General features: G+C 71.3%; 12 protein-coding genes. 4 read left to right on the top strand and 8 right to left on the bottom strand.

Going from position 1 to position 12,000, the window contains the following annotated elements; genetic code table 11:
* Nucleotides 1-6: 6 nt before the first annotated feature.
* Nucleotides 7-1,179 carry an FAD-dependent oxidoreductase gene (locus AB0H93_RS24820; protein WP_358575517.1) on the bottom strand — a complete coding sequence of 391 codons (1,173 nt, stop codon included), beginning with the start codon at nt 1,177-1,179 and terminating at the stop codon, nt 7-9.
* Between the two features lie 219 nt (nt 1,180-1,398).
* Here AB0H93_RS24820 and AB0H93_RS24815 point away from each other — a divergent pair, with 219 nt between their 5' ends.
* Entirely contained in the window at nt 1,399-2,142 is a 744-nt protein-coding gene (locus AB0H93_RS24815) for an IclR family transcriptional regulator (protein ID WP_358575516.1), read from the top strand.
* 17 nt (nt 2,143-2,159) lie between these two features.
* Here AB0H93_RS24815 and AB0H93_RS24810 read toward each other — a convergent pair whose 3' ends face one another.
* Nucleotides 2,160-3,725, bottom strand: a complete 1,566-nt coding sequence (locus AB0H93_RS24810; RefSeq protein WP_358575514.1) for a Na+/H+ antiporter — start codon at nt 3,723-3,725, stop codon at nt 2,160-2,162.
* Nucleotides 3,726-3,831: 106 nt separating this feature from the next.
* On the opposite strand from AB0H93_RS24810, the gene AB0H93_RS24805 reads away from it, so the two are divergent.
* The gene (locus tag AB0H93_RS24805) at nt 3,832-4,095 is read left to right on the top strand and encodes a UBP-type zinc finger domain-containing protein (protein WP_358575512.1); all 264 of its coding nucleotides are present in this window, start codon (nt 3,832-3,834) and stop codon (nt 4,093-4,095) included.
* Between the two features lie 67 nt (nt 4,096-4,162).
* Here the strand turns inward: AB0H93_RS24805 and AB0H93_RS24800 are convergent, their stop codons facing one another.
* The 5 genes from AB0H93_RS24800 to AB0H93_RS24780 form a co-directional block, all read right to left on the bottom strand.
* Complete coding sequence (locus AB0H93_RS24800; protein ID WP_358575511.1) at nt 4,163-5,662, bottom strand: amino acid permease; 1,500 nt, start codon at nt 5,660-5,662, stop codon at nt 4,163-4,165.
* Between the two features lie 111 nt (nt 5,663-5,773).
* Nucleotides 5,774-6,340 (bottom strand): TetR/AcrR family transcriptional regulator, encoded by a 567-nt coding sequence (locus AB0H93_RS24795; protein WP_358575509.1) that lies wholly within the window; start codon nt 6,338-6,340, stop codon nt 5,774-5,776.
* Nucleotides 6,341-6,380: 40 nt separating this feature from the next.
* Nucleotides 6,381-7,397 carry an ABC transporter permease gene (locus AB0H93_RS24790; protein ID WP_358575507.1) on the bottom strand — a complete coding sequence of 339 codons (1,017 nt, stop codon included), beginning with the start codon at nt 7,395-7,397 and terminating at the stop codon, nt 6,381-6,383.
* Nucleotides 7,394-8,308, bottom strand: coding sequence for an ABC transporter ATP-binding protein (locus AB0H93_RS24785; protein WP_358575506.1), 915 nt, complete (start codon nt 8,306-8,308; stop codon nt 7,394-7,396). The genes AB0H93_RS24790 and AB0H93_RS24785 overlap by 4 nt, the downstream gene beginning before the upstream one ends.
* 78 nt (nt 8,309-8,386) lie before the next feature.
* Nucleotides 8,387-8,809 carry a hypothetical protein gene (locus AB0H93_RS24780; protein ID WP_358575505.1) on the bottom strand — a complete coding sequence of 141 codons (423 nt, stop codon included), beginning with the start codon at nt 8,807-8,809 and terminating at the stop codon, nt 8,387-8,389.
* Between the two features lie 416 nt (nt 8,810-9,225).
* Between AB0H93_RS24780 and AB0H93_RS24775 the strand changes: the two genes are divergently transcribed.
* Nucleotides 9,226-9,630, top strand: a complete 405-nt coding sequence (locus tag AB0H93_RS24775) for a hypothetical protein (RefSeq protein ID WP_358575504.1) — start codon at nt 9,226-9,228, stop codon at nt 9,628-9,630.
* Here the strand turns inward: AB0H93_RS24775 and AB0H93_RS24770 are convergent.
* Nucleotides 9,578-10,357, bottom strand: a complete 780-nt coding sequence (locus tag AB0H93_RS24770) for a cupin domain-containing protein (protein ID WP_358575503.1) — start codon at nt 10,355-10,357, stop codon at nt 9,578-9,580. The two genes, AB0H93_RS24775 and AB0H93_RS24770, sit on opposite strands and share 53 nt — an antisense overlap.
* A 241-nt stretch (nt 10,358-10,598) precedes the next feature.
* Between AB0H93_RS24770 and AB0H93_RS24765 the strand changes: the two genes are divergently transcribed.
* A complete protein-coding gene (locus AB0H93_RS24765; protein WP_358575502.1) occupies nt 10,599-11,945 on the top strand; it encodes an MFS transporter in 1,347 nt (448 codons plus the stop codon).
* Nucleotides 11,946-12,000 lie beyond the last annotated feature (55 nt).

Here is a 12,000-nt window from a genome sequence, read left to right as displayed (position 1 = left end):
GGCGGATCAGCGGCGGGCCAGGGCCGTGATGAGGCGGCGGCGGTGGGTGGCGAACTGCTTGGGGCTGTTCATCGCGAACACCGCGATCGTCCGGCCGCCGCGCTGGTAGGTCGCGACGAACCGGCGGGCCTTCAGCGAGCCGTCCACCACGGTGATCCGGTCCTTCGGCCCGGCGTACCCGGCGAACTGCAGCGTCGAACCGTACTGCTGCGACCAGAAGTGCGGCACCCCGGTGTATGCCTCCGCGGTGCGCCCGGCGAGCAGGTTGCGCACGGCGACCGGCGGCTGGTTCATCGCCGTCGACCAGTGGTCGCTGCGCACCGTGTGCGACCGGTGTGACGGCTGGTAGCGCGCGATGTCGCCGACCGCCACGACGTTCGGCAGCGCGGTCACGCACCCGGAGTCGGTCACGACGCCGTCGCGGAGCTTCAGCCCCGATCCGCGCAGCCACCGGGTGGCGGGCTCCGCGCCGACCTCGACGACCACCACGTCGGCCGGGATCACCCGGCCGTCGGCGAGCTCCACGCCGGTGACCCGGTCGTCGGCGAGCACGCGCTGGGCGGGCGTCCCGCACCGCACGCGAACCCCGTGGTCCTCGTGCTGCGCGAAGCACAGCGGCGCCAGCTCGATGCCCAGGGTGCGCGCCAGCGGCAGGTGCTGGGCGTCGACGAGGGTCACCTCCGCGCCCAGGGACCGGCAGGTCGAGGCGATCTCGGTGCCGATCAGCCCGCCGCCGACGACCACCACCCGAGCGCCGGCGCGGATCTCCCCGCGCAGCGCCAACGCATCGTCGACGGTCCGCAGCCGGTGGCTGCCGGCGGCTTCGGCGCTGCCCGGCAGGCTCCGCCGGGCGGATCCGGTGGCCAGCACGACGCCGTCGGCGCGGACCTCGCTGCCGTCGGCGAGCACCACGGCGCCGCGCCGGGAGTCCAGCCGCGCCGCCGGGACGCCCAGCCGCCACTCGGCGGCGAGGTCGGCCTCCTCCTGCTCGTTGCCCAGCGCGAGTTCCTCCGGTTGCAGCTTCCCGGCCAGGAATTCCTTGGACAGCGGCGGCCGGTCGTAGGGCCGGTGCGGTTCCGCGCCGACGATCACCAGCCGCCCGTCGAAGCCCTGCTCGCGCAGCTCCTGCGCGGCCCGCCAGCCCGCCACCGACGAGCCGACGACGACCACCGTGTTCATGCCTCGGTCACGGCCGGTGGGGCGGCCGCGGTGAGTGACAACAAGCCGACCTCCGTTGCACAATGAGGAACAGAGCGTAGTATTCGCAACAAATCTGACCCTTTTGTTGCGACAACGTCAAGAGGGACAACGGATGGTTCCGGGATGTGCACCTCGAACGGATACGGTTGACCGGTGGGTAGCGCAGCTGAAGCACGCGGAAGGAGTTCTGGCGCTCTGGTGCAGTCCGTCGACCGGGCTGTGACCGTCTTGGAACTGCTGGCGCGCAACGGGGAAGCCGGCATCACCGAGATCGCCGGGGAGCTGGGAGTGCACAAGTCGACGGCCTCCCGGCTGGTGAGCGTGCTGGAAGCCCGGGGCCTGGTGGAACAGCTGGGGGAGCGCGGCAAGTACGCGATCGGCTTCGGCATCGTGCGGCTGGCGGGCGCGGCGACCGAGCGGATGGACCTGCCCCGGCTGGGCCGGCCGTTCTGCGAGTCGCTGGCCGCAGACCTGGGCGAGACGGTCAACATCGCGATCCGGGACAACGACGTCGCCATCAACATCAGCCAGGCCCGCGGCACGGCGGCCGTCACCGCGCACAACTGGGTCGGCCAGCGCACCCCGCTGCACGCCACGTCCAGCGGCAAGGTCCTGCTGGCGCACGCGCCGCGGGAGGACCAGGACGAGGTGCTCGTCCGGCAGCTGGAGCGCTACACGACCAGAACGGTCACCAACGCAAGCGAGCTGCGCAAGGACTTCGAGCTGATCGTCCGCGACGGGTACGCGACGAGCTACGAAGAACTGGAACTCGGGCTCAACGCGGCGGCGGTCGCCGTCTACAACCACGAGGGCGACGTGATCGCGGCGCTGAGCGCCTCCGGCCCGTCGTACCGCTTCTCCCGCAAGCGGATGCGCGAGGTCGTCGGCGCGATGCGCATCGCCGCCAAGGAACTCTCCTCGCAGCTCGGCTTCCTGACGTAGAAGCGGCCACGGGCGTTTCAGTCGCGGGAGAGCCAGAGTTCTTCCAGGTCCAGCTGGTGCATGACGCGGCGCAGCACTTCGTCGTCGATGCGGCGGTCGTCGCGGAACTGCACGAACACCGCCCGCTCCGCGGCCAGCATCTCGCCGCGCAGGCGGCGGTACGCCGCCGTCGGGCTCTCGCCGACTTCGTCGGCGGACCGGCCCAGCCGTTCCCACGCCTGGTTGCTGCGCTGCTGCGCTGCGCGGCGCAGCCGCTCGGCCACGTCGCCTGGCGGCTCCGCTTCCGCGGTGAGCTCGTCGAGCCGCTCCTGCGCGGCGCGGGCGGCGTTGTGCTGCGCTTCGGCTTCGGCGAGCGCGTCGGTGTAGTCCTCGGTGCCCCGCACACCGAGGAATCCGATGAGCCAGGGCAGCGTGGTGCCGTGCAGCAGCAGCGTCGCCAGCGTCACGAAGAAGGTCAGGAACAGGACCTCGTCGCGGTGCGGGAACGGCTCCCCGGCCAGCGTCGCGGTGGGGATCGCGGAGGCGGCGGCCAGCGACACCACGCCCCGCATCCCCGCCCACGACACGATCACCTTGTGCCGCCAGTCCGGGCTGCGCCGCCGGAGGAGTTCCGGCAGGTACATCACGAGGAAGACCCACGCGCCGCGGGCGAGCACCATCCCGGCGGTGAGGGCGAGACCGGCGACGACCAGCGGCCCGAAGCCCGTCGACACGCTTTCCAGGACGCTGCGCAGTTGCAGGCCGATCAGCGCGAACACGACCGCTTCCAGCAGCGTGTCCGCCGCGTTCCACACCGCCCGGTCCTGCAGCCGCGTCGCCGCGCTGCCGGACGGCGCGCGGTGCCCCAGGTACAGCCCGGCCACCACGACGGCCAGCACCCCGGAGGCGTGCACCTCCTCGGCGACCAGGTACGCGAAGAACGGCACGATCAGCCCGACTGCGCTTTCCAGCATGTCGTCGCGCAGCAGCCGCCGGACGCGGTGCACGACCCAGCCGATGGCGTAGCCGATCACCACGCCGCCGACCGCGGCCAGCAGGAACATGCCGACCCCGGCCAGCAGCGAGTAGCCGGTGCCGATCGCGGCCGCCACGGCCACCCGGTAGGCGGTCAGCGCGGTGGCGTCGTTGACCAGGCTCTCGCCGCTGAGCACGGTCATGATCTTGCGCGGGAGCCCGAGCCGGCGGCCGATCGAGGTGGCCGCGACCGCGTCCGGCGGCGCGATGACGGCGCCCAGCACCAGCGCCACGCTCAGCGGCATGCCCGGCACCAGCCACCACGCGAGCACCCCGGCGACGGCGGTGCTGAACAGCACCAGCCCGAACGCGAGCAGCCCGATCGGCCGCAGGTTGGCGCGGATCCCGATGGTGGAGCTGTTCAGCGCGGCCGAGTACAGCAGCGGCGGCAGGATCACCAGCAGCACCAGGTCGGGATCGATCGTGTAGTCCGGCACGCCGGGGATCGACGACACGGCGAGGCCCACCACGACCAGCGCCAGCGGCGCGGAGATCCCGGTCCGGCGGGAAACGGCGGTCACGGCGAGCGCCCCGGCGAGCAGGGCCATCAACGCGGGTAGGTCGTGCATGCTGTCTCCGGTCGAGGCGCCTGCGGAATCCGCAGCCGGTGGCTTACGTTCGACAGCACATTGTCGTTCGAGCAGCAGACGCCGCGCTCAGCACCTGGAGGTTTCGATGAGTTGTGCGCATTTGCGCGAGGCGGCGGACCTCGCGCCGGCACCTAGCCGCGAGGACGGTTGCGAGGACTGCCTCGCCGCCGGCCAGCACGTTTGGGCGCACCTGCGGATCTGCACGCAGTGCGGGCACGTGGGGTGCTGCGACTCCAGCCCCAACCGGCACGCCACCGCCCACTTCCACCGAACCGCCCACCCGGTGGTGCGTTCCTTCGAACCGGGCGAGTCCTGGACCTGGTGCTACGTGGACGAACGGCTCGGCTGAGCCCGCTCGTGAGCGGTGACTCCGGTTCTTACCGGAACCATCGCTCACGAGCGGTCTGCGCAGCGGATCAGCCCTCCCCGGTGGCCTTCTCGGAGCTCTCGCCCTTGCCGACCCTGCTGTGCCTCCTGCTGAACACGAAGTAGACGACCAGGCCGATCAGCATCCAGATGCCGAACCGGATCCACGTCCAGCCGACCAGGTTGAGCATCAGGTACAGGCAGGCCGCCGCGGCCAGGATCGGGATCACCGGCACCCACGGCACCCGGAAGGCCCGCGGCAGGTCCGGCCGGGTCCGGCGCAGCACCAGGACGCCGATGGACACCAGCACGAACGCGAACAGGGTGCCGATGTTGGTCATCTCGGCGAGCACGTTGATCGGCGTCAGCGAGGCGATGGCCGCCACCACGATCCCCGTGATCACGGTGATCCGGTACGGCGTGCGGAACTTCGGGTGCACCTTCGCGAACCACACCGGCAGCAGGCCGTCCCGGCTCATCGCGAACCCGACCCGGGCCTGCCCCAGCATCAGGATCAGGATCACCGTGGTCAGGCCGGCGATCGCGCCGAGCGAGACGAGTCCGGCCGCCCACGGCGCGCCGATCGCCTGGAACGCGGTGGCCATCGGCGCCGCGGTGTCCAGCTGGTCGTACTTGACGACGCCGGTCATCACCAGCGACACCAGCACGTACAGGATCGAGCAGACGGCCAGCGAACCGAGGATGCCGATCGGCATGTCGCGCTGCGGCTTGCGGGTCTCCTCCGCGCCGCTGGCGACGATGTCGAAGCCGATGTAGGCGAAGAACACCAGCGCCGCGCCCGCCACCAGGCCGCTCAGCCCGAACGACCCGGTCTGCCCGAAGAACGCGTTGACCAGCGGTTCGTCCAGCGGCGCCGCGACGGCGCCGGGCTCCGGCGGCTGGTGCGGCGGGATGAACGGGGTCCAGTTGGACGCCTTGATGAAGAACGCGCCGAAGATGATGAAGAACAGCACCACGACGAGCTTGATCGCCACGACCACGTTGGTCACCGCGGCGCTGAGCCGGATGCCGACCACCAGGACGACGGTGAGGATCAGGGCGATGATCGCGGCGGGCAGGTTCACCACGCCGCCGGCGCCCGGGGCGGCGGTCAACGCCGCCGGCAACCCCAGGCCGATCGTGTCGAGTGCCGCGACGAAGTACCTGGACCAGCCGACGGACACGGTGGACGCGCCGAGGATGAACTCCAGCATCAGGTCCCAGCCGATGATCCAGGCCAGGAATTCGCCCATCGACGCGTAGGAGAACGTGTACGCCGAGCCGGCCACCGGCACGACCGACGCGAACTCGGCGTAGCAGAGCGCGGCCAGGCCGCACGCGATTCCGGAGATGACGAACGAGATCGCGATGCCGGGCCCGGCATCGGTGGCCGCGGCGACGCCGGTCAGCACGAAGATGCCGGTGCCGATGATCGCGCCGATGCCGATGCCCAGCAGATCGACCGCGCGCAGCACGCGGCGCAGGCGAAATTCCGGGGCCTCGGCATCTCGGATGGATTGTTCGACCGACTTGACACGCATGATTGACATGGGTGGCCCTCCTCACCCAGGTGCCGGGCGGGCCCTCGGCCCGCTCGCGCCGCATCGGCGTACCTGAAGACAGGATTGTGGCTCAGGTCACTCCGAGCAAGATGATCCGGCTCATCGTGAGGCGGCCGTGATCAGGGCGGCCGCGGCGGCGCGAGCGCTGCGGGCCGGGCCGGGGTCCCCGCCGACGGCGGCCGTGGCGGTCGCGCCGTCGACCAGGACGAGCAGTTGTTCGGTGAGCTGGTCGGGGTCGGCGACGCCCAGTCCGCCGACCAGTTCCCCCAGGTAGCGGCGCAGTTCGGCCTTGTGGTCGCGTGCTGCTGCGGCGACCCCCGGCGAGCTGCCGCCGAGCTCGCCGAAGGAGTTGAGGAACGCGCAGCCGCGGAAGCCGGGCTCGCCGAACCAGTCGTGCAGCCAGTCGAAGACCGCGAGGACGGCCTCCTCGGGAGTGCGGTCGCCCCGCGCGACGTAGGCCGACAGCGCGCTGCGCCAGCGCTCGTCGCGGCGGCGCAGGTAGGCCTCGACCAGCTCCTCCTTGGAGGCGAAGCACTGGTAGAGGCGCTTGAGCGACACCCCGGACGCGGTGCGCAGTTCGGCCATGCCGACGGCCTGGATGCCGCGTTCGTAGAACAGGGCTTCGGCGGTGTCCAGCAGTTTCGACTCGGCCTCGTGGCGCTGCACGCGAAACACTCCGGGGTTGCCGGGAGAACGATCGGCGGCGTCAGGCGATCCGCACGCCGCGGGTGAGCCCGCGCACCGGCGTGCGCAGCCGGTTCGCGCTCAGCCACAGCGCACCGGCCCCGAGCAGCACGTTGAACCCGAGGCCGTAGGGCCAGACGGCCGGGCTCGTCGCCAAGGCATCGCGGTCGTAGCCGTCGTGCTCCGCCCGCATGCTGCGCGCCATCAGGCCGATGGTGCTCAGCGGATCCATCTCGACGATCGGTTCCTCCTCGCCGGTGCGCGGGTTGATCCGGCTCGGCGGGGCGGGCGCGGCGTCGCCGAGCACGATGAACGGGTTCGGTGCCATCAGCCACCAGACGTACTGCGGCTGCGGCACGTCGTAGGTGTAGGGCTCCATGCCGTAGTCGGCTTGCTCGCTGGTCGTCGGCGTGTACGTCTTCTCCGTCATCGTCAGCGACAGGGACAGGCCGAAGACGATCACCGTGCCCACGGTCAGGGCGAACACCAGCAGGTAGGACATCAGCGTCGAGGTGATCCCGCGCGCGAACAGCGCAGAAAGGCCCTGCGCCATCGCGCAGATCACGCCGATCAGCAGCGCGACGATCGCGAGCACCGCGAGCGCGCGCAATGGCCCGAGGCCGCCCTCGAACAGCGCCCACACGACGAACGGCAGCGTCAGCCCGAGGAAGACCAGCCCGGTGATCCAGGCGGCCGCGAACTTGCCCAGCGTGATCTCCCACGCCGACAGCGGCGTCGCCTGCACCGTGGCGAGGGTGCCGCGCTCGCGGTCGCCGTTGATCGACTGCGCCGTCAGCGCGGGCGCCACCAGCAGCGCCAGCGCGAGCACGAACAGCATCACGCCGCCGAACAGCGGGATGCCGGTGTTGCCGTCGGCGATGCCGGAGTCATCGCGGACGATCGCCAGGGAGTACCTGAGCAGGGCGGCGAAGCCCGCGACGACGACGAACCACGCGGCCAGCAGCCACCGCCACCGGCCGGTGCGCAGCCGCACCCGGAACTCCTGCTCGGCCACGATCTTGATGCCGCTCAAGGTCATCGGCGCTCCTCGGTGTAGGCCAGGTAGGCGGACTCCAGGTGGTTGCCGGTCGGGGCGAAGCTGGACACCTGCACGCCGTCGGCGACCAGCCGCGCGAGCAGTTCCGCCGCGGCCTGCTCGGAAGCCACCTGCACGTCGACCCCGGCGGCGTGGGCGGCGTGCTCGATCCCGTGCCGCGCCAACGCGGCGGGCAGGTCGCCGGAGAGCGCGCGCACCCGCCACACCGCGCGGTGATCGAGCTCGTCCATCCGGTGCTGGCCGGCGGTCCGGCCGCCGTTGACGAACACGACCCGGTCCGCGACCTCGGACAGCTCGCTGAGGATGTGGCTGGACACCAGCACCGCGGTGCCTTCCGCCGCCTGGGCGCGCAGCAGGTCGCGGAGCTCGACGCGGGAACGCGGATCGAGGCCCGACGCGGGCTCGTCGAGCAGCAGCACCGACGGCCGGTGCACGAGTGCGCGGGCGACCGCGAGGCGCTGCTTCTGCCCGCGCGAGAGCACATGCACAGGTTGGTCGGCGAATTCCGCCAGGTGCACCAGTTCGAGCAGCCCGGCCACCCGGGTCCGCGCGTCGGCGGCCGGGAGGCGGTAGGCGGCCGCGAAGAAGTCCAGGTACTCGCGGGCGGTCAACTGGTCGTACACGCCGAAGGCGTCCGGCATCCAGCCGAGCCGCCGGCGCACCGCCAGCGGATCCGCCACCGGGTCCAGGCCGGCCACCCGCAGCTCGCCCGAGTCGGGCGCCAGCAGGGTGGCCAGCATCAACAACAACGTCGTCTTGCCCGCGCCGTTCGGTCCGACGAGCGCGGTCACCTCGCCGTAGGGAACGTCGAGGTCCAGCCCGCGCACGGCTTCCACCGCGCCGAACCTGCGCCGCACGTCCCTGGCTAGGACTGCGTGGTCCTGCGTAGCCATCGTGGCACTCCTGGTTGTGGATCTTGCGTCCGTAGGACGCGGCGGAGTGCGCTCAGGTTGCGTGCGATCGGCCGCGGATCAGGCCTGGCGGGTCGACCGGTCGCCGCTCCATTGCGCGTCGAGCGCGTCGAGCGCCGAGGTCTTGGTCTCCTGATCGACGGACTTGGCGGCATCCATCGAGGGCTGGAGCAGCGTGTCCGACGGCGGGGCCGCCACGGGTTCGAGATCGGGCCGGGTGCGCTCGCGGGGCGGCAGCGGGATCCGCGGCCGCGACTCCAGCGGCGGTCGCGACGGCTGCCGCGGCGGCGCGGCCGGCTGGTCGGCGCTGATGTAGAGGGATTCCAGGATCAGCACGATGACCCCGACGGCGAGCGCCCCGATCCCCAGCCACAGGCCGCTCGGGTCGCCGCCGAACCACCACAGCCCGCCCGCGATGCCGCACGCGGCACCGGCCGCGATCGCCAGCAGATGGAACAGCAGGTGGACGGTGTAACCCCTCACGACCCGATTACCTCCCCTGAAATCGCGGCCCGTCGACGATCCCGGTGCGAACAGCGGGTCGCTGTGGAACACGCGCGCCGATCGCGGCGGGTTGCCCGGCGCCGCGCTTTCTCGGGCAGCCGGGTGCCGGCGGTGGCCGGACCGTTTTCGATGGTAGCTCCGGTTCCGCGCGTTTTGCCCGATCAAGAACTGTCCGCCCGATCACGCCGCGCCCGCCGTCCGGCGAACCGGCGAACCTGATCACTTTTCACCTGTTCGGGCGAGTGGGGCCGTTCACACCCGGCGGTCATGAACGTCCCGAATTACGGTGAATCTCCATGGGCCACAGCGAAAACGGCATTGGTGCGGTGCCGTTCCGCGTCGACGGCAAGAGTCGCTAGAACCGGTGGCCCGCTGCGTCGTGGGGGGTGGTGCCGGTGATCAATTCGCTGGCAGGGTTCGCATTGGCGGCCTCGATCGGCATCGGAGCGATCATCGGCTCGCTGATCACGATGTCCTGGGTGGAGCGCAGAATGCTCGGTTCCGGCGTGCCGCGCCGCGAGACCGCGCGGGGCCGGCATCGTGAGACCGGCAGACTCGTCGCCGAGTACCGGCAGCAGCGAGCGGCGCCGGGCGGGCGACCCCGGTGCAACGCCCTCGCCGCCGTGTTCGCGGTGGTCCTCGCGATGCTCCGGACGTCCGCCGAGGCGGTCCGCGGCCGGGCCGCAGCACCTGCCGGCGGTCCCGGCGCGATGCGCCGCCCCGGGCCCCGGCATTCCTTCGACCCGCCTACAGGACGCGGAAGTCGGCGAAGTCGAATCCTGGCGAAACAACGCAGCTGACCAGCGTCTCGGCCGTCGCGGCGGCCTGTGCGCACTGCCAGGTGCCGGCCGGGACCACGGCCTGCGGCGCCTGCCCGGCGCCCGCGCCGAGCACCAACCGCTCGGGCTCGTCGACCGGGCGCGGCCCGTCGCCACCGAGGCAGAGGGTCAGCGGCCCGCCCCGGTGCCACAGCCACAGCTCGTCGGAAGCGACCGTGTGCCAGGCGGACAACTGGCCGGGCGGCAGCAGGAAGTAGATCATCGTCGCGCTCGACCGCGTGCCGCCGTTGTGCTCGATCCGGACCGGTCCGGCCCAGGTCTGCCGGTACCAGCCGCCCTCCGGGTGCGGCAGCAGATCGAACTCCTCGGCGGTCCGGCTGCGCGTCTCCAGGCTCAGGTAGCGCCCCGCCGCGTCGCGCCGGGCGTAGCGCACGCCGATCACCGCCTCCCGCTCCAGCGGCCCGTAGACGTGCGGGAACAGCGCATCCGCCGGCGCGCCGGCCGGGGGCGCCGGGATCGGCTCCTCCCAGCGCACCGGCGCCGACAGCTTCGCGGGGTCCAGCTCCAGCGCCACCATCGGTTCGGTCGTTTCGCGGTACAGGGTGTTCGCCACCGCGAGCACGGTGCGCTCGTCCGGCGAGCAGTGCACGAAGCCCTCGGTCTCGAGGCTGGCGGATCTGACGGGGGAGTTCCGGTCGGCGTGGAAGGTTTTCAGCGGCAGCAGGTGCAGCAGCGTCGATCCAGTCACGCCGACAGTCTCTCCTGCTCGGACCGGCCGATGCGATCGAGTACCGCCCGTCCTGGTGCGGGGTAGGCCGGACGAGTTACTCCGTCGTGACCAGCCGAACGCGCAAGTGGGGCACTGAGACGGCTTCGGTCTGGATGTGAATTCGGTCTTGACGAGAGCAGAGACGCACATCACAGTCGTACCAACCGGTCGGTCTGAAAGTGATCTTGGTCTCCAGCCATCAAGTCAAGGGAGTCTGTCGATGACTGCGAGTGACCCGACGACGCACGCCAGCAGGACCCCCAAGAAGCTGATGATCGCGGCGCTGATCGCCAGCTCCATCGAGTGGTACGACTTCTTCATCTACGCGACGGCCGCGGCCCTGGTCTTCGGCCACCTGTTCTTCCCCGGCGCCAGCCCGCTGATCGGCGTCCTGCTGTCCTTCGCGACGTTCTGGGCGGGCTTCATCGCCCGGCCCGTCGGCGGCCTGATCTTCGGGCACCTCGGCGACAAGATCGGCCGCAAGCCGGCCGTGGTGACCTGCCTGATCATGATGGGCACGGCGACGTTCCTGATCGGCGTGCTGCCCGGCGCGGACTCCATCGGCGTGTTCGCGCCGATCCTGCTGGTGACGCTGCGGTTCCTGCAGGGCATCGCGGTCGGCGGGCAGTGGGGCGGCATCGTCCTGCTGCTCACCGAGAACGCCGGCCGCGGCCGGCGCGGGATGGCGGGCACCTTCGGGCAGATGGGCGTGCCGTTCGGCGTGATCCTCGGCAACATCACGTTCCTCGCCGTCGGCGCGGCGCTGAGCCCCGAGGCGTTCCAGGCGTGGGGCTGGCGGATCCCGTTCCTGGCCAGCGCGGTGCTGGCGCCGGTCGTGCTGTACATCCAGATGAAGATCGAGGACACCCCGGTGTTCCAGGAGCTGAAGGAGCGCAAGGAGAAGGCGGACGCCGAGGTCGTCAAGGCGCCGCTGATGGAGGTGCTGCGCACCAGCAAGCGGACCGTGCTGCTGGGCGCGGGCCTGCTGTTCGCCACCAACTCGATCTTCTACATCAGCATCTCGGGCCTGCTCGACTACGGCACCCGCGAGCTGGGCATGCCGCGCCAGTCGCTGCTGGCGGTGACGCTGGTGTCGTCGGCGGTCGGCATCGTCGTGATCTTCGCCAGCGGCGCGCTGTCGGACCGCTGGGGCAGGCGCCCGCTGATCGTGGCCGGTGCGGTTCTGCTGGCGGTGTGGGCGTTCCCGTTCTTCTGGCTGGTCGACACCGCGTCGATCGCCGGGGTGGCGATCGCGGCGACGGTGGGCAGCATCGGGTCGAGCCTGACCTACGGGCCGCTGGCGGCGTACCTGAGCGAGCTGTTCGCCCCGCGCGTCCGCTACTCGGGCGCGTCGCTGGCCTACCAGCTGGCGGCGATCCTGGTCAGTGGCGGCACGCCGTTCATCATGACCGCGCTGCTGGCGGCCACCGGCAGCTCGGCGTCGGTCTCGGTGTACCTGCTGCTGATGGGCCTGTGCACGCTCGGTTCGGTGCTGCTGCTGCGCGAGACCCACAAGACCGGTTCGACGGAGCCCCAGCACGCCCGCGAAGCGGTGGCGGAGGCCTAGGTTTCGCCTGGTCAGGCCCGTGAGCACTTTGGGTTGCCATGGCAGACCGAAGCGC

Origin of the sequence: Saccharopolyspora sp. NPDC050642, from assembly GCF_040654735.1 — a bacterium.
Taxonomy (GTDB): Bacteria; Actinomycetota; Actinomycetes; order Mycobacteriales; family Pseudonocardiaceae; genus Saccharopolyspora; species Saccharopolyspora elongata.
This window is presented reverse-complemented; position numbering and strand designations above follow the sequence as displayed.